The organism is Vibrio sp. 1167 (assembly GCF_033340375.1).
In the GTDB taxonomy this organism is placed as follows: Bacteria; Pseudomonadota; Gammaproteobacteria; order Enterobacterales; family Vibrionaceae; genus Vibrio; species Vibrio alginolyticus.
This window is the reverse complement of sequence record NZ_JAWOWK010000003.1, coordinates 550,887-568,560: the sequence shown is the minus strand read 5'-3', so window position 1 is coordinate 568,560 and position 17,674 is coordinate 550,887. Positions and strand designations below refer to the sequence as shown.

18 protein-coding genes and 1 tRNA gene are annotated in these 17,674 nt (G+C 43.1%); 5 read left to right on the top strand and 14 right to left on the bottom strand.

Annotation, left to right across the window (positions count from 1 at the left end; genetic code table 11):
* Positions 1-46: 46 nt before the first annotated feature.
* The 9 genes from R7Z78_RS09270 to rbsD form a co-directional block, all read right to left on the bottom strand.
* Positions 47-778, bottom strand: coding sequence for a nucleoside phosphorylase (locus tag R7Z78_RS09270; RefSeq protein ID WP_064354716.1), 732 nt, complete (start codon positions 776-778; stop codon positions 47-49).
* Positions 779-788: 10 nt separating this feature from the next.
* Positions 789-1,520, bottom strand: coding sequence for a nicotinamide riboside transporter PnuC (gene pnuC, locus R7Z78_RS09265; RefSeq protein ID WP_104976157.1), 732 nt, complete (start codon positions 1,518-1,520; stop codon positions 789-791).
* Between the two features lie 160 nt (positions 1,521-1,680).
* Entirely contained in the window at positions 1,681-1,899 is a 219-nt protein-coding gene (locus R7Z78_RS09260) for a hypothetical protein (RefSeq protein WP_005499106.1), read from the bottom strand.
* 230 nt (positions 1,900-2,129) lie between these two features.
* Positions 2,130-3,137 carry a substrate-binding domain-containing protein gene (locus R7Z78_RS09255; protein WP_064354714.1) on the bottom strand — a complete coding sequence of 336 codons (1,008 nt, stop codon included), beginning with the start codon at positions 3,135-3,137 and terminating at the stop codon, positions 2,130-2,132.
* A gap of 35 nt (positions 3,138-3,172) precedes the next feature.
* The gene (rbsK, locus tag R7Z78_RS09250; RefSeq protein ID WP_104976158.1) at positions 3,173-4,090 is read right to left on the bottom strand and encodes a ribokinase; all 918 of its coding nucleotides are present in this window, start codon (positions 4,088-4,090) and stop codon (positions 3,173-3,175) included.
* A 222-nt stretch (positions 4,091-4,312) separates the two neighbouring features.
* On the bottom strand, positions 4,313-5,191 hold the full coding sequence (rbsB, locus tag R7Z78_RS09245) for a ribose ABC transporter substrate-binding protein RbsB (RefSeq protein WP_005373143.1): 879 nt from the start codon (positions 5,189-5,191) through the stop codon (positions 4,313-4,315).
* 85 nt (positions 5,192-5,276) lie between these two features.
* The gene (rbsC, locus tag R7Z78_RS09240) at positions 5,277-6,260 is read right to left on the bottom strand and encodes a ribose ABC transporter permease (protein ID WP_005382618.1); all 984 of its coding nucleotides are present in this window, start codon (positions 6,258-6,260) and stop codon (positions 5,277-5,279) included.
* Complete coding sequence (rbsA, locus tag R7Z78_RS09235) at positions 6,257-7,762, bottom strand: ribose ABC transporter ATP-binding protein RbsA (RefSeq protein ID WP_005373147.1); 1,506 nt, start codon at positions 7,760-7,762, stop codon at positions 6,257-6,259. The genes rbsC and rbsA overlap by 4 nt, the downstream gene beginning before the upstream one ends.
* 23 nt (positions 7,763-7,785) lie before the next feature.
* Entirely contained in the window at positions 7,786-8,205 is a 420-nt protein-coding gene (gene rbsD, locus R7Z78_RS09230; protein WP_005382620.1) for a D-ribose pyranase, read from the bottom strand.
* 473 nt (positions 8,206-8,678) lie between these two features.
* Here rbsD and R7Z78_RS09225 point away from each other — a divergent pair, with 473 nt between their 5' ends.
* The gene (locus R7Z78_RS09225) at positions 8,679-11,039 is read left to right on the top strand and encodes an EAL domain-containing protein (RefSeq protein WP_053307610.1); all 2,361 of its coding nucleotides are present in this window, start codon (positions 8,679-8,681) and stop codon (positions 11,037-11,039) included.
* Between the two features lie 139 nt (positions 11,040-11,178).
* Here the strand turns inward: R7Z78_RS09225 and R7Z78_RS25030 are convergent, their stop codons facing one another.
* Positions 11,179-11,298 (bottom strand): hypothetical protein, encoded by a 120-nt coding sequence (locus R7Z78_RS25030; RefSeq protein WP_392392183.1) that lies wholly within the window; start codon positions 11,296-11,298, stop codon positions 11,179-11,181.
* Positions 11,299-11,324: 26 nt separating this feature from the next.
* Positions 11,325-11,753 carry a hypothetical protein gene (locus tag R7Z78_RS09220; protein WP_225452372.1) on the bottom strand — a complete coding sequence of 143 codons (429 nt, stop codon included), beginning with the start codon at positions 11,751-11,753 and terminating at the stop codon, positions 11,325-11,327.
* 858 nt (positions 11,754-12,611) lie between these two features.
* On the opposite strand from R7Z78_RS09220, the gene R7Z78_RS09215 reads away from it, so the two are divergent.
* The 3 genes from R7Z78_RS09215 (at position 12,612) to R7Z78_RS09205 (ending at position 14,448) form a co-directional block, all read left to right on the top strand.
* On the top strand, positions 12,612-13,253 hold the full coding sequence (locus R7Z78_RS09215; protein ID WP_017633652.1) for a murein L,D-transpeptidase catalytic domain family protein: 642 nt from the start codon (positions 12,612-12,614) through the stop codon (positions 13,251-13,253).
* Positions 13,254-13,579: 326 nt separating this feature from the next.
* A complete protein-coding gene (locus R7Z78_RS09210) occupies positions 13,580-14,038 on the top strand; it encodes a hypothetical protein (RefSeq protein ID WP_104976159.1) in 459 nt (152 codons plus the stop codon).
* A gap of 86 nt (positions 14,039-14,124) precedes the next feature.
* Positions 14,125-14,448, top strand: coding sequence for a hypothetical protein (locus tag R7Z78_RS09205; protein WP_005373158.1), 324 nt, complete (start codon positions 14,125-14,127; stop codon positions 14,446-14,448).
* A gap of 125 nt (positions 14,449-14,573) precedes the next feature.
* Here the strand turns inward: R7Z78_RS09205 and R7Z78_RS09200 are convergent, their stop codons facing one another.
* Both R7Z78_RS09200 and R7Z78_RS09195 read right to left on the bottom strand, forming a co-directional pair.
* On the bottom strand, positions 14,574-15,254 hold the full coding sequence (locus R7Z78_RS09200) for a DedA family protein (protein WP_054577812.1): 681 nt from the start codon (positions 15,252-15,254) through the stop codon (positions 14,574-14,576).
* 575 nt (positions 15,255-15,829) lie between these two features.
* Positions 15,830-16,348, bottom strand: coding sequence for a DUF4136 domain-containing protein (locus R7Z78_RS09195; protein WP_005382627.1), 519 nt, complete (start codon positions 16,346-16,348; stop codon positions 15,830-15,832).
* A 371-nt stretch (positions 16,349-16,719) separates the two neighbouring features.
* Here R7Z78_RS09195 and R7Z78_RS09190 point away from each other — a divergent pair.
* A tRNA-Gly gene (locus R7Z78_RS09190) sits at positions 16,720-16,794 on the top strand.
* A gap of 16 nt (positions 16,795-16,810) precedes the next feature.
* On the opposite strand, the gene R7Z78_RS09185 is transcribed toward R7Z78_RS09190, so the two are convergent.
* On the bottom strand, positions 16,811-17,668 hold the full coding sequence (locus R7Z78_RS09185) for a sterol desaturase family protein (RefSeq protein ID WP_005373167.1): 858 nt from the start codon (positions 17,666-17,668) through the stop codon (positions 16,811-16,813).
* Between the last annotated feature and the right edge of the window lie 6 nt (positions 17,669-17,674).

Below are 17,674 nucleotides of genomic sequence, written 5' to 3'. Positions count from 1 at the left end.
GCTTTACATCTATTCTGTTTATGTGACTTACTGAGATAGAGACTGGCTAACGCTGAGCAACCAAGGCTTCTAATGCCGTAATCGCGGCACTCTTCTCACCTTGCATCATTACTTTGGCTTCATCAACGTACTGACCAACACCTTCTTTCACATCTTGTTGATACAGCACCACGTTGTTTAATATCGAAGCCACATGAAGGCCTCGTAGTCGACCGACCGTAAACAGCGCAGAGGTTTCCATATCGGCACCTAAGATGCCTTTCTTGTTCCAATGTTGGCATATTGCATCTTCGTCATCGGTATAGAAACTGTCGTGAGAACGCACCACACCAAAATGATAATGCACTTTTTGCATCGACAAGTAACGCTCAACTTCCTTTAACAGTGAAAAGCTTGCGTAGGCTGGATAAGACGAATCGACATACGCTTTAGAGCCGCCCTCATCTCTTACCGCGCCTTCGGCAATGATCAACTCGCCAAGGTGAATGCCTGATTGCATTGCCCCCGCAGATCCAACACGTACCACATGAGTCACACCGCACTGTTTTAGCTCTTCCACTGCGATGATCATCGATGGCGCACCTATACCTGTACTACACACTGAAACAGGCTTGCCTTTGTAGTTGCCGGTAAACACACGGTACTCGCGGTTTTCCGACACCATTTCTGCATCATCAAATAATGCCGCGATACGATTCGCTCGATCTGGCTCGCCGCATACAATAACGAGAGGAGAGATTTGTGTTTCATCCACTCCGATATGAGGTTGTTTGGCCATTTTTCGTTCCTTACACAGCAGCGTGCGCTAAGGTTTTATCGCCATTGCGCTTAGCGCTACGAGCCCACTCACGCGTGCCATTGGCAGCGATGAACATAAGAATCGCGTACTGAACAGACATTGCGTAAACACCTTGCGTCGCGTAGATACCCACACTGATAATGTTAATCACAACCCATAGAATCCAGTTTTCGACGTATTTACGTGTCATCAGAATTTGTGCAACAACAGACAGTACTGTCATGGTTGCATCCCAGAACGGGAACGCGTCAGGTTCAAGCACCGGTTCAGCCAAGCCAGCACCAAAGAGATTCAAGCTATCAACAGCAATGTTTGCTAGCGCAAAGAAAAATGGGTCGATATAGATCGTTAATAATGCGATACATGCAACGCTAATAGAGGCAGTAGTAATAAGTTTCTGTTTATTTAACCAGCGAACTTCCAGCGTTTCACCTTGTGCGTTTGGACGGGTCCACGCATACCAGCCGTAAATGTTCGCACAGAAGAAAAACAATTGAAGAAGCAATAATCCGTATAACTGAATTTGAAAAAAGATAACGGCAAAAAGCGTGACATTCAGCAAACCGAATAAGTAGTTGATGGTTTTTTCTTGGCTGGCAAACCAAATGCAAAGCAGTCCAAAAACGGTACCGAAAGCTTCGATCCAACTCATTGCGTAGCCGTCGCCGATCGGAATGTTAAAGAGAGTATTATTAATATCGAGTAAGGCAAAGAGGTCCATAACATGTCCTTTATTATTTTGTTTGGAATACGCCTATATTAGAACGTGATATCCAACAAAAAGGAGGACATTTGTCCTCCTCTTGATGCACTCGATCATAAATCAGATTCATTACTTACTTGAAAGTACCTATTTATCTCAATTATTCATTCCAAATGAACTAGGACTCGTGTCCTAGGTAGCGCTTTTTGAACGTCGATGCTGACGCGAACAGTAAAGTCGAAGCAAATGTAAACACCACGCCAGCCAAGTATACATACTCTTCATTCGCAAGTAGTTCATAAACACTCACGACAAACACCGTTAATACTAGTGAAATATTGAAACGGTGAAACCACGGCCTCTTTACTGAATACTGTGCATATCTCTTAACTAACATAAAGATTTTCCATTCATCTCAATAATTTATAAATCTAATTATAGGCTTTATTAATAATAAGCTTTTTAAGCACTATCGACACGAAATCTTTCGAGTTACTCGCAAAAAATCACACTTTTCAAATGTTGAGTTAATAAATTAGAACATCTGTTTTGCATGCTTATTTATTTTTTAGCCCATTTTTTATAAATTATATGCACTAAATTTGTTAACCATGCGTTTGTTTTTAATTAAGAGAAATTCGTCACACTGTTGCGTACAACCAATGTTGGTTCCAGTTGAACGACTTGAGCGTCGTTAGATTTGTCGTCCAGTCTTCGTACAAGAGTCTCAACGGCAGCCTGCCCCAAACGGTACTTAGGCTGATGAATGGTAGTTAGCGATGGCGACATAAATTTCGCGATATGGATGTCATCGTAACCAATAATGGATAGGTCGTCCGGCACTTTAATACCGAGCTCATTTGCGGCGTTAATCACACCCATCGCCATCATATCGTTAGAGACGAAAATCGAGCTGGGTAATGCGCCACGTTGAGCCATTTTTTTGAACGCTTGATACCCACCCTCACATTCGAAGTCCGATTCAATGATCCAATTGGCATTAAATTCCAAGCCCGCTTCGTTCATTGCTCGCTTATAACCTTCGTATCGCATTTGCGCTTGGTGTTTAATCAAAGGGCCAGTGATGCACCCAATTTCGGTATGGCCGCAATCAATTAAGTATTTCGCCGCTAAGTAACCGCCACGAAGTGAGTTGTCTTGGATTTTATCGCTTGTAAATAGCATCGGCCCCCAGTCCATTACCACAACTGGGATATCTGGGTAACGCTCAAATACATCGATACGCTCTCCTTCTAGCGACGAGCACATCAAGATCAAACCATCGACACGCTTTTGCAATAGCGTATTAATGGATTGACGCATACGTTCGTTATCACCCTCGGTGTTACATAAAATGAGGCTGTAGCCTTTTTGGTAGCAGCTGCGTTCGACGCCTTTTACGACTTCGCCAAAGAATGGGTTGGTTGAGGTTGTCACGAGCATACCAATGGTTTTGGTACGATTGACTTTGAGGCTACGCGCCAACGCAGAGGGCGCGTAGTAGTTAAGCTCTTTTGCGGCATTGTTAACGCGTTCAGAGATCTCTTCGCTCACAAAACGCGTCTTGTTAATAACATGGCTCACTGTTGAAGTGGAAACCCCTGCCAGTTTTGCGATGTCTTTCATCGTCGCCATGTTACTACTCCTATTTCAATGAGGCGTTGTGCGCCTTATTGTTCAGCGAGAAACGCGTCCATCTCTTCGCGGGTTGGAATCGACGTTTGCGCGCCAAAGCGGGTCACAGAAATTGCAGCCGCCGCATGTGCAAACTTAATCGCTGATTCTAAAGGTAAACCTTCTAGGAGACCAGTGACGAATGCCCCATTAAATGTATCGCCCGCTGCGGTAGTATCCGTCGCTTCAACGCGGAAACCCGAGATGATTTCGCCTCGACCGTTTTGGCTTAGCCAAACGCCTTTTGCACCGAGTGTGATCATGACAATTTCTATACCTTTACCATGTAGCACATTCGCCGCTTCTTGCGCGCTTTCGTTGTCTGTTACAGTAATACCTGTCAGAACTTCAGCTTCCGTTTCATTTGGCGTAATCACGTCAATGTAAGACAGTAATTCATCTGACAATTCACGAGCTGGCGCAGGATTCAAAATTACGTTGGTTTTGGCATCTTTCGCTACACGCGCAGCTTTCTCAATGCCGCACATCGGCGTTTCCAATTGCATTAGCAAGTAATCTGCTTGGCGAATACGCTCTAAATCTGGCTCAATCGCTTCTGCTGTCAGTTTGGCGTTCGCTTCAGCTGAAATGCAAATGCTGTTCTCCCCACTGTCCGACACTTGAATCATCGCGATACCTGTCGGGCAATTTGGCTGCATCTTCACACCAGTGATATCGATGCCATCCATTTTGAAGTTTTCGCGAATGTTAATGCCGAATGAGTCGTCGCCCACACAAGCGATAAAACCGATGTCTGCATTTAATCGCGCCGCCGCGACGGCTTGGTTGGCACCTTTGCCACCTGGGATAACTTGATAGTTGCGACCATGCAGTGTCTCGCCTGGGCGAGGGAAAGAAGGCACTTGAAGAACATGGTCAGCGTTTACACTACCTAACACCACTAACTTATTCATACGGTTATCCTCGGTTCTGAATGAACCCTTTTTAAAAACTGTTTAGGAAAATACATTAGATGACTTTAACTTCTCTTCCTGACGAAGGAGTCTCGACAAAAAGCCAAAGGCATCTATACCCCACACTTTGCAGTATTTTGGGTAAGCTTGCCCTCACCTCCTAAACGACAGATATAAACGGAGGAGAGAGCAAAAATTAGGATGATTTATTGAACTTAAAACTTACTTAGTGACTACTTTTAGTGGTACTGGGATGTACTCTTCTACTTCTTCACCTTTCAAAACTTTGTCAGCCGTTTCAACACCTAAAGCACCGATAAGGTCTGGTTGCTGAGCAATAGTTGCCGCTAGTTTGCCACGGTTAACTGCTGCAATGCCGTCTTCCGTACCATCAAAACCAACGATAACGACATCTTTGCCAGAAGCTTGAACTGCGCGAAGTGCACCTAGCGCCATTTCATCATTCTGTGCAAATACCGCTTGTACATCCGGGTTAGCCGCTAGCAGGTTTTCCATTACGTTTAGACCTTTCGTGCGGTCAAAGTCAGCCGGTTGGCTAGCAAGAAGATCCATATCGCTGCCCTTCACGGCATTCATAAAGCCTTCACCGCGCTCACGCGCTGCCGATGTGCCCGCAATACCTTCAAGTTGAATGACTTTTGCTTTTTCGCCGACTTTTTCCATGATGTAGTGGCCTGCCATTTCACCACCAATTACGTTGTCCGAAGCGATGTGACTCACAACTTCACCACGGCTTGCACCACGGTCTAATGTCAACACAGGGATCTTAGAACGGTTCGCCATACGAATTGCATTAGACACTGCATCAGAATCCGTTGGGTTGATAAGAATTGCTTTTACGCCGCGAATACTTAAATCCTCGATGTTCGACAGTTCTTTACTTGGGTCATTTTGCGAGTCCAGTACAATTAAGTCGTACCCCAATTCTTTCGCTTTTGCTTCCGCACCGTCTTTCATCGTTACGAAGAACGGGTTGTTTAGCGTCGAAACCACAATCGCCATGGTATCTTGAGCTTGCGCCGCTACCGATACGGTTGAAGAAAGAAGTGCAGCAGAGATAAGAGTTGCAAGTTTTTTCATCGTTCTAGTCCTTTGTGTAGGGTGAGCCAGTACACGTCCCCTGACTCGGTTTGTATTCACTGTTATATATACAGATTGTTATGAATTACTTGTTTTTGTTGTCTACCAATACCGCAAGCAAGATAACCACTGCTTTTGCAATCATTTGGTAGTAAGAAGAAACATCAAGTAGGTTAAGTGCATTGTTCAAGAAACCGATGATCAGCGCACCAATCAAGGTACCCATGATACGGCCTTTACCGCCCATCAAGCTGGTACCGCCAAGAACAACCGCTGCGATAGCGTCTAGCTCGTAGCCCATACCCGCTGTTGGCTGCGCCGAAGAAAGACGAGACGTTACAATAATGCCTGCAAGCGCTGCTAACATACCGCAGATGGCGTAGACACCAATCTTCACTCGGTCTACATTGATACCTGATAGGCGAGTCGCAGACTCATTGCCGCCTAGTGCGTAAACATAGCGACCAAAGCGCGTGTGGTTAAGTAAATACCAAGCCGCAGCGAACACAACCACCATTAACCAAACAGGAACTGGAATGCCTAGCGCGTAGCCAGTACCAAACCATGCGAACGCATCTGCGGTGTCAGTAAAGCCTGTCGAGATTGGACGACCTTCGGTGTACACCATGGTCACACCACGTAGTAACGTCATGGTAACCAGCGTAGCGATAAATGCCTGCACCTTACCCTTCGCAATAATGATACCGCTGATCGCACCTAACGCTGCACCTGCGACTAAAGCAGTTGGAACCGCCACCAGCACCGGAACCTCAAGCGCAATCATGCTTGCCGCAAAGGCACCACACAATGCCAATACCGAACCAACACTTAAGTCGATGCCTGCTGTTAAAATAACTAATGTCATACCCACTGCGATAATGGCATTCACGGAGGTTTGACGAAGAATGTTGAGAATGTTGTCGACCGTAAAAAAGTTCGGGTTCAAAAATGACACAACAACGATCAGAAAGATCAAAGCTATCAGTGATTTTTGCTCAATCAGCCACTCTTTTGTGAACAACTTCTTGTTGCCAGTTTCGGTTGGTTTGCTCATGGTATTCGTACTCATGCTGCTTCCTCATTGATCTCTTTGCCTACGGCACAGGCGAGTAATTTTTCTTGATCGGCGTCTTTCGCATCAAATTCGCCAGTGATACGACCTTCATGCATCACTAAAATACGGTCGCTCATGCCGAGCACTTCAGGCATCTCGGAAGAAACCAAGATGATGCTCATGCCTTCGGCCTTAAACTTGTTGATGAGCTGATAAATCTCTTTTTTTGCTCCGACATCAACACCACGTGTTGGCTCATCCAGAATCAGAACTTTAGGTTTCGTCATTAACCCTTTCGCAATCGCAACTTTTTGCTGGTTACCACCAGATAAGTTGCCGATGATTTGATCTCGCGTTGGGGTTTTAATGTTGAATAACTTAATAAAATCTTCCACTGCAATCACTTCGTCGCTGTGTTGAATCTGGAAGCCTTTGGTCAGCTGGTTTAGCGAACAAAGTGACATGTTCTCCTTAACTGAAAGACCTAAAACCAAACCATCGCCTTTGCGATCTTCAGAGATGTAAGCGATACCATTTGCCAAGCCATCTTGCGGGCTAACCGGGTTAATAGTTTTGTTGTCAAGATTGATAACACCATGCTCACTAGGTAATGCGCCGTAAATGACTTTCATGAGTTCAGTGCGGCCTGCGCCCATCAAGCCAGAAATTCCGAGAATCTCACCGCGCTTGAGAGTAAAGCTCACATCCTGAACGCCAGACCCAGTCAAACCAATGACTTCAAGACAGGTTTCGCCATGTTGGACATCAATACGTGGATATTGCTCTTCTAATTTTCGGCCAACCATCATTTCAATTAGGCCATCTTCATCAGTGTCGGACACCTTGCACTCACCGATAAACTTACCATCACGAAGCACGGTAATATCATCACAGATTTCAAAGATTTCTTTAAGACGATGCGAAATGTATACGATGCCGCATCCTTGCTCGCGGAGCTCATTAATCACTTTAAACAGTGATTCCGTTTCGGTATCGGTCAGTGCGTCCGTTGGCTCATCCATAATGATGACTTTCGACTCAAACGAAAGTGCCTTTGCAATTTCCACCATTTGTTGTTCACCAAGGCTTAAATCGCCAAGCAATGTTTTTGATGAATGCTTTACATTGAGACGTTTTAAAAGCTTGTCAGCTTCGTCATACATTTTGCCCCACTGGATACGCCCTAAGGAGCCGGTGAACTCTCGTCCCAAGTAAATATTTTCGGCAATCGTCAGTTCAGGAATCAGGTTCAGCTCTTGGTGAATAATGCTAATACCAGCTTCCTGTGAATCGCGTGGACCTTTAAAGGCCGCCGGCTGACCTTGATATTGAATGCTCCCCGCATCCATGTGGTAAATGCCTGTCAACACCTTCATTAACGTTGACTTGCCTGCTCCATTTTCACCCATCAGCGCCATAACACGGCCTGGATAAACATTCAGGCTTGCTTTGTCGAGTGCTTTTACGCCCGGAAACGCCTTCTCAATTTCGCTTAGTTGTAGAATGGCTTGAGTCATAATCTGTCCTCAATATCTCTGGCTTAAAAAACCACGCCCGCTTGGAAAATAACGTTCGCATATGGCGAGCATTCGCCGGTTCTTACGATAGCGCGACTTTGGGCCGTGCGTGCTTTAAACGCTTCATGTGACACGTAGCTCACCTCAATAGATTTGCCCGTCTCTTCACTCTCTTTGCTCAGTTCGTTGAGCAACGCTTCATGCAAAACTGGGCTTGCATCAGAGAACTCTTCCGCAATGATGACCCCTTCGATTTGGGACTCAGATAGAATTACGCGAACAGTATCAAGAAAACTTGGTACCCCATGCGTTAGCGCCAAATCGATTCGCTGAACATGCTCTGGGATTGGTAGACCAGCATCACATATCGTGATCTCGTCGGTGTGGCCTAGCGTCGCCACCAAGTAAGAAATATCTGAGTTAATTAGGGTACTTTTTTTCATCTCATCGACCTTTCGGTTACACGTTCATACAACCATGAGCGCCTGTCTTAAAGTGTTTTCGTTATTAACAGAAAACTCATCGAAACGTTTCGATGAAATAATAATTCGTCATCGCAATTTGACCAGTGTGAGATCGATAAGGTGTGAGAATGATCTGTAATTCAATTGTCATTGAATAGGAAAAGTGCACTTGAGTCACACTTTATCATCGAAACGTTTCGATGATGGTATTTCCCTGTCATTACGGTTAGGTTTTATACAGGGAGGAAGGAAAAGAGACGTCCAACTACTGAGAAAACCTCTAGTTAATAAGCTCGAAACCTTTCACGTCATCACAATTCTTAGATAGCTGCCTGATTTTGGAGAACGCTCACCTTACAATCTGGTTACAATTTGCCAAAACACATCATCCGTTCAGTACCTTACCTGGTACGCGACGTTTGTAGGGACACAAACGGAAACTAAGAACCATAATGAAGTTAAGCAATAGAGTCATTTTGCTTGTCGCGCCAGTGATCTTATTAAGCGCGTTAGTATCTAGCTATATTATTTATAGCATTCAAAAAGTGACGCTCATCAAGCGGGAAGACAGCTATATTCAGTTGCAGATGGAAAAGCTGGCCGGGCAGTTTCGACAAGCGAATATTTTTCTTAATAGCTATGCCTATACGCTCAGTAAAAGTGATGTATTACAAGACTATTTGGTTAATCATAACAACCCCTATCGTGAGCGAGTCTTGTTTAATCGATTAGACGAGACCGCTGAAGTATTAAGCCATGGTTACAAAGGCGATGCGAGCATGGCGATCCTCGACGGCAAACAAAACCTTCTCTACTACACAGAAAACAAATATTACGAATCATCGGGCGTGGTCGACCCAAAGGTATTAGAGTACATATCACGAAGTTTCAATGACAGAGAGGCTTTCAGTCACACTGGCTTTATTTATAACTCCAGTGGACAAAGCATTCTTCTTCAATATGAGGTCGTCGACAAAAGAACGGGGACTCACCCTTTGAGCTTTGACTCGAAAAATGTGTTTTTTGTGGTAGTTTCCGTATCACTTGAAGCCTTTAACGAGATTAAGCATGACATCGAGTTTGACACACACAGCGTGATTACTTTCGCCGACAAACCCATTTATCTTGATATTCCTCTCGCTCAAACCATTGAGCTGCTGCCGCACTTTTATGCCGTGCTTTCTCCTGCCGAATATTTAATGTGGAATAAAGTCGATAAAGTGTGGCTAGAACTTGCTTTCTCCTTTGGCGTAGCGGCGTTTTTCACCATCACATTAATCATTTTGGTGTTGTACCGCTATGTGTTGCGCCCTGTTTCTCGCCTTGATAAGCAGCTGAACGAACTTGAATCTAATCAACGTGACAATATTGAAAAGCTAGAAACAAACGATGAAATAGGACGCCTCTCTGCACGCTTTTTTGATATGTATGAGGAACTTAATGTCATCTATAAAAAGACAAAACGCCTAGCTGAAACGGATCACCTGACGCAACTCGCCAATCGCCATCGTTTTCATGAGCTTGCCACTCGTGAACTTATCTCCCCTTCGCAGTTTCTGTGGGTTGTTTACGTCGATCTTGATAACTTTAAATACGTGAATGATAAATACGGGCATGAATTGGGAGATAACTTATTAAAAGTGTTCTCATCACACATCAAGAATGCCTGTCAAAAGTTCTCGCACGATTACAACAGCCCCTGCTTTGCCGCCAGGTTGTCTGGTGACGAATTTGCAATTTTGCTGAGCTCAAATCAAGAGGTAAAACGCTTACCTGATTTGCTTGCATCAGAGCTGCTAAAACCGATTAGTAATCTCAGTTCATCTTGGAGTAATTCATTTCCCGTTACGGCAAGCGTAGGTATTGCACAATATCCTCAAGACGGTACTGACATCGCAAAGTTACTCTCCAGTGCCGATGCGGCTATGTATCAAGCAAAACGGGCAGGGAAAAATCAATACGCCTATTATTCAGCCGCTCTCAATATTGAGTCTCAAAGACGAAGTCAACTTGAACGTGCGCTCCGAAAAAGCAATGTAGAGGAAGAGTTTCACCTTGTTTTTCAACCCTATATGAACAATCGAAGCAACGAAATTGAGGGGTTAGAAGTCTTGTTGCGCTGGGAAGCCGAAGGTATCGGCCCTATCCCTCCAAAGGAGTTTATTCCAATTGCAGAGCAAGCCGGATTATTTGATAAAATTGACCGCTGGGTTTTCGCCAATGCAACGGCGGAATACCATCAATTAAGGAATATTTTCGGTAAGGATATTGTTCTTTCGGTCAATCTTTCATCAGCAGAGCTAAACTCGATAGAAATGGCAAACTACATCCATGAACAAGCGACACTGCACAGTGTTAAACCAGAATGTATTGAGATAGAAATAACCGAAACCTTTGCCGCAGAACAACAAGGCACGGCTCTACTTGATGAGCTATCAAAACGTGGCTACCGTCTTGCAATTGATGACTTTGGTTCTGGTTACACATCGTTAACTCAGCTCGTTCAGTATCCGGTTCAAAAAATCAAATTTGATCGAGAGTTCCTCGTTACATTGATGAACACCAACAACGGCCATGTGATCAAACCTATTATTGAGCTATGCCATGCCCAAAATAAAACGGTTACAGCAGAAGGTATTGAACACAATATGATGCATGAATGGCTATCGGCATACCGCTGCGACTATATGCAAGGCTATTTATTTGGCAAACCAATGACTAAAGAACAATTGAGCTTGTGGTGGCAATCGGCAAATGACGACAGTCGATTTGATGCGTCCATGGTCAGCTCAATTAGGGTTTCAAGAACATAAGTTAAGGGGAGACATACAGCAGTCACAACTGTGGCGGCTGTATTTAGCTGTATATGAGCTTCATTGATAGATGCTCAGCTTTTGTTCCCCCATACCTATATCTATGACTTTAGTTGAGTAAATCACTATTTATTCGTTTTTAAACCAGCACTTCCTTGAAATCCAAACCGGTCAAATTCAGCGCTTTGACGCTATCGTACAAGCCACCTTTTTTGTCCGTGCAAAACGTTCTGAGCCCAGCACCTTTTACTCTGAACAAGTCAGATTCATTAACGGCTTCTCTATTCAAAACGAGTTTCTTAAACGGTCTGCACGACTTAGCTTACCATGACGAAGATTATACTCGGTAGCAGAGGTATCAATGGCATCAATTTGAGTGACAATGTTTAATGCTCGCCAAGGCTTTCCTTGTAGATTTAATGGTAAAAATTCGACATTCTCGCTCAACACATCGAGCTTATCCGCAATAGAAGCGGATACAGCAAGAGTAAAAGATCCCCATGCTGCAATATCAGGCCTGGGCAATGGCTTTTCACCCATAACGTCTAACCATTCAATATCAATACTTTTCCAACTGGCTTTAACAGACTCTCCATAGAGTTGGATAGGTTTGCTTGCCGTTACTTGAAGAGACATTTCCAATGGCGACTCTTGCAACATTGCAAAATCATTAACATTGGGAGAGACAATAAACACTTTATTAAATGCTGTCATAACCGTCCTTAAATAAATTCTAGCGCTTTTCTTAATGAGATGAGCGCTTTCACACCAAACCAAACCAAACCAAGCATAATAGATAGAGTTTAATTTCATGTTCAAAAATTTAATGAATTAAGATCTGGCGTTCTTATCTTTTAATTTCGAAGTTTTATTATTTATATATTTTAATCCACACGATAGAATTATTTTTTCAATTTTTACTATGTACCCTTCCTTATGTAATCGAATAAATTAGAAAATAAACAGTAGCACGCGTCACTTCACTTTTGTTGAGCTCATCACCCTCACTTAAATGATACATTCACAAGTTCAATTTTTGAACGACTTAGACTTAGCTTTGTCAATCGTGAATTAAAAACAACCGATTCACCGCTGTTTTACTGCCTTTTCTTACCACCCTGTTGTTTATTCATACATTATAAATGCACTTATACACATAACGATTCGGCGTTACGATTTGTTACGAGTTAAGTCACAAACTTTTGAGGTATTGGATAAAGTGTAGAAAAAGAAAACACATTGAAATAAAAAGAGTTTCTAAAGTACGAAAAATAAAACGCCGTTTTTATAAATTAGCAACTTCACAAATATCCTTAAACACAGTTTTATTAATTACATATATCAGATATTATTTACGCCGAAGTTTATAGAAACCATCGTTAAACTTCATATTTTATATAAGTTTCAATCAGTTAGTTTTTAACTCGAAAACTTATCGTCAACCCAATATCAAGCACCTAAGCGTGCAATAAGAAACATTGGGAATAGAATTATATTGATGTGCATGTTGTTTTAACGAATGCATGAAGCAATCGGTAAATTTGTAACACCATAGAGTTTTATTTAGCCAAGATGAAAAAATTAATTATATTATTTACATGTGCGCTGTTGTCTGTATCACCTTTTGCTTTTGCAAAACAATCAGATAACGAACCCAGGGATCATTTACGACCAAAGCAAGTTGAACATGTGTTTAAACAAGCCAAGCTAGATGGCATAGTAGACTTTAAGTTGTTCAGTGACGCTTACATCGCTTATCAGAAGACACCCGATAGAAAGAAGTCGGTACTAACGATCATCGACTATAGTAAACCATCAACTGAAAAGCGTTTTTATGTGGTGGATTTAGATAAAAAGAAGCTAATCTACAATACGTATGTTTCTCACGGCGTGAACAGCGGAAAGAAAACAGCGACACAGTTTTCAAATGTCGTGAACTCGCGAAAAACATCATTGGGCACTTTTTTGACTGATACCACTTACTACGGCTCAAATGGCTATTCACTTCGATTAGATGGGCTAAGCTCTGGATTAAACGACAAAGCTCGCGAGCGTTACATTGTCGTGCACGGTGCCGATTACGCAAACCCTTCCTTCATCAAGAAGAATGGATACCTCGGACGCAGTTGGGGTTGCCCTGCTTTGCCAGAGAAGTTGTCTCGCGAGATCATTGACACCATAAAAGGCGGCAGCGTTATTTACGCAAGCGCATAATATCGATGCGACACATATGGGGAAGAAAAAGAAGATTCTATTTCTTCCCTAGTAATAATCCTGTTAGCTTAATCGTCCTGTGCAACGACTCTCTTTCCATTTTCGCTTACTCGAAAGCGAAAATTATTGTGTTATTCGCTGATATACCTAAGTGCGATCAGAAAACTCTGTTCATCCCCCTTCCATCTCGTTAGTATACGCTGAGTTGATCAGACACTGGCTTTCATCGTTATCATAGTTCCACTAAGATTCCTTAATCATGGTGGGTAACTGTGGCTTTATATGTTTAGGGTTACTTCTTGCGTTATCTACACCGTATATTATTGATGCTTTCTTTGTCCCTGTTCTCAGGGCTCATCACAGCTTCATATGCGCATGAGTGGCACCACACCAAACATTACACTTCCGAGCGCCTACTTAAACTCTCTCAACAGGACGATTTTGAGCTAGCACACACTGATTTTCATGCCTCAGCTTCTCTGAGCTCTTGGGGTTCAGAAAGTTACTACCTACATATAAAGCGCGAGTTGTTCGGGCTTGTCTCCTGTCGCCGAACATCAGCTACTGATGGCGTTTTATCATCAGATTTTACTCCTGATTATTTTTTACTTATTGCTTTCTCTTCTCCACCACTACTGGAGTTGGCAAAACAAGCATCTCGCTTACCTCTAGACAGTTATGGCGGACTCATGAGTCAACGCTCTCTTTATCGCCTCTCAGGAAGAAAGGAAGCGAACTTAATGTACGTCTTTACTCATGGTCGCAACGCCTTCTCTGTTGTTTAACTTTTTATGACATACAGAGAACACAAAAATGTAACGATAAGAACCAATATGCTCATTGTTACTAGAACCAATTTGAGGTCCATATAATGACAAGAATCGCTACAACCATCGCACTAGCATTACTATTTGCAGCGGGCTCAACCTTAGCAAACACAGAAACTAAGCCAGAAGAAATGAGTAACGACACTCTGTTAGAGTGTGCCAACGTTTCTAACGCACGTATTGCAGTTCCGGAACACAGAGCGATGTTCAGACACTACTTAATGTCTGAGAGAGACTACAGCTTTGACCAGCTATCGTCTGCCGAACTTGAATTTAAAGCAGCAGATAAGAATGAGTCTGAAGTAGAGAACATCTACAAGTCTCAGTGCAAAGAAGTTGGCGAATACCTATATAGCATTGGCTATTAAATTCGAAACCCTAACGACACTCAAAAAGAAAGGCGCAATGTATGCGCCTTTCTTTTTACTGACAAAAACCTGTCGATTAGAGGTCTAATCTGCATACAAGCTTAAAAGTGCAAATCAAAGTAAACTTATTGGGAAAACTCTGACACATCCTTGGGTTTACAGGTCGCTCGACGTGCTTTAACAAACAAGAAACTAAGCACTCCAATCACAAGAGTAATTATTGGTGCCGCCATTAATAGCATTGTGATTGCTTTGCTCATATTTTCTGGTAGCAAAGGAAGTAATGAACCAAAACCGCATAATATCAGCGTCCATAAAATCGCACTCAGCCACGCAAAGTAATGGAATTTACTAATACGTTTCACTCGCAACCCCATCATTAATGGCAATAGGGAACGAACAACCGGAATAAACCGCGCGCACAAAAGCGCAACCAATCCATGTTTACTGAGTAATACGTCGACTTGTTCCAAACGCTTTTGAGGAACCGCACTCACCCAGCCTTGAACCTTAGGTAAGCGATTTAGCCACTTGCCTTGTAAATAAGCCGCCCAACTTCCCAACCCCGCACTAACAGCTATCACCAACATGATCATAATTGGGTCAAGGACGCCAACCGCCGCCAGCGTACCGGATAATACGACGACACTGTCGCATGGGAAAGGTGCAGCAGGAATAAAACCACTTTCCAAAAAGATACTCACAGCAACAACAAAATAAACCAAACCTGCACTGCCTGGCGCCATTAACGCCGTGAAATCTTGATGCCAAAAAGCACTCAAGACCTGAATGATCGAATCAAACATAAACCGCTCCTAAGCATAATTAACCAAAAGTTGCAAAAACATGGAATGTGTTAGCGAGCATGTATAAAGCGGTATATGAAATTCGATTCTTTTCTCACGCCTATTCTGTATTTAGAGTGAGTAAAAATACATTCAATACAACAATCTAAAGCCTCATTACCGATGCGTTTTAGCCGCTTCATCGAGTAAATTTCCGAACGATGCGCCCACCATGTTACATCAAGCATTTCAAACCATTCGGGTTCTACATCGTCGTTCGAGCTCATTTCCTTAGCATGGCTAACCCTCAATACATTCCGGCTGTTTAAACTCGGAAAGTCTTGTTGTATTGAAGAGATGGGATGTTCTGAAAAGTGCTTCGACTTAGCGTCAACAGCGATATTCTGGTTATGAACGGAAAGAAAATTTGGGTGTGAGTGCGCAAGGCTCATGCTCGGAGCCAACAAGCAGAAAAGTAGTCCGAGTAAAGCAATCAGAGTCGTACGCACAAAGGTAACCAGAACCAAAATGATAAGTTCTTTTAACCCTGTGCGTAACTATTGGCAATTAGTATTCTTAATCGTTAAGAATACTAATTATTTTTCACCGTAAGGGTAGCTTTCAAACATCTTCGCGATTTCTTCTTGGATGAGAGATTCTCTTTTCTCAGAGCTCATTGACTCAGACAGTTTACGACTTGAAACGCCTTTCCAAACGACTTGATTAGCCTTTGCATCAACCAGTTCAACCACCAACTTCCCATACTTACGTTCTTTATATCTTTCTGGGCTTGAAGTGATCACACCAAAGCTATTCCAGCCATAGCCAAAGCTCACCGACGATCCTGAAGAAACAAGCTCGGATTCTTCTACGATATCATGATGTACGTAAAGGTCACCGCCACTATTTACCTTAATTAAACCCTTACCCTCAAGCTGTTCAGCAAGCCCTTGCTCAATACGTCGACCATCAATACTGGTAGGAGCTTCCGCCTGAGCACCGAAGTCAAACGTTCTGTAAGCTGAAAAGTCGGCTTGTTTATCTACATCAGTTGTAACGGTAGTACAAGCAGATACCAGCATCACCACCAGCCCTAATATCAAACCTCTCATCATGTTAAATCTCCTTTGGTTAAGCTGACTGTTTCAGCAGAATTACCCTGTGTTATACATACGCATCAACAGTAAAAAGTAATCATTTCAATATCTAGTCTTGACCATGAAACGTGACTGTTCAATAAACGAGATTAACCTTTACACAGAAAATCTTGAATATCATCAACATCTAAACACCTAAGAATTCGGTGTTTACGACCTAATTGGAAGCCCCTAGGCTTAGTAGCGGAATCGCGAGTGCCACAAAAAACCAGAGACAATGAACACTTTAACATCAGTCCGATACTTTTTTAGGCAACTGACAAACATTTGATGAGAAAAGACTTTTCTTTTTCGTCCAGTGTGGCATATTAACTGAGTCCTATCGATGCGCGGGCATCGTATAATGGCTATTACCTCAGCCTTCCAAGCTGATGATGCGGGTTCGATTCCCGCTGCCCGCTCCAATCTCTTTATCTCAATTTACTCATAAAAATCCGATGGCGGAGCGAACAAACGGCGGCAGCGTTGTTTCCATGATAAGTTTGGTCGAGTTACGTCATAAAACATGTCTTTCCATTCTGCAAACGTCACGCGGATGGGATTAAAGCTGTTTACAGGTTTAGAAACCCCATACCGAACCGTTTCCACCTCTGGTTCAAACGTTCCGAACATTCGATCCCAAATAATTAATACACCCGCATAATTTTTGTCGATGTACTGACGGTTCACACCATGATGAACGCGATGATGAGACGGCGTGTTAAATACCCACTCTAGTGGCCCGAGCGAACGAATTGATTGGGTGTGAACAAAAAACTGTAAGCCCAGATTAAACAACACAACGAAGACAACCCATTTTGGCTCAAAACCAATAATCACCAAGGGCAACCAAAAAATCCACATCCCCGCTAGCGGATACATTAAACTTTGACGAAAGGCGGTACTGAAGTTCATTCTTTCCGAACTGTGATGAACAACGTGCGCGGCCCACATCCAACGAATACGATGGCTAGCCCGATGAAACCAGTAATAGAAAAAATCTTGCAGGACAACAAGTAAAAGAAAAGCTGAGACGCTCATTTCGATATCAAACAAACGCCAATCAAACCACCACAAATACAACTGAGCAATCAGTAAACCCGTGAGTATGTCTGTCGCTTGGTGTAAGCCCGCAAGAACAAAATTACACGCTACTTCAGGGAAGTAATACGTCGCGCTTTCAGGCAAGCGTCCCCTTCTTTGTCCGAACCAATATTCGGCAAGCATGCAGAAAAAGAAAACTGGAGCCAGAATCATCAGAAGTAATTCTGGGCGGTCCATCAACTGCGTCCAATCCATTGTGTT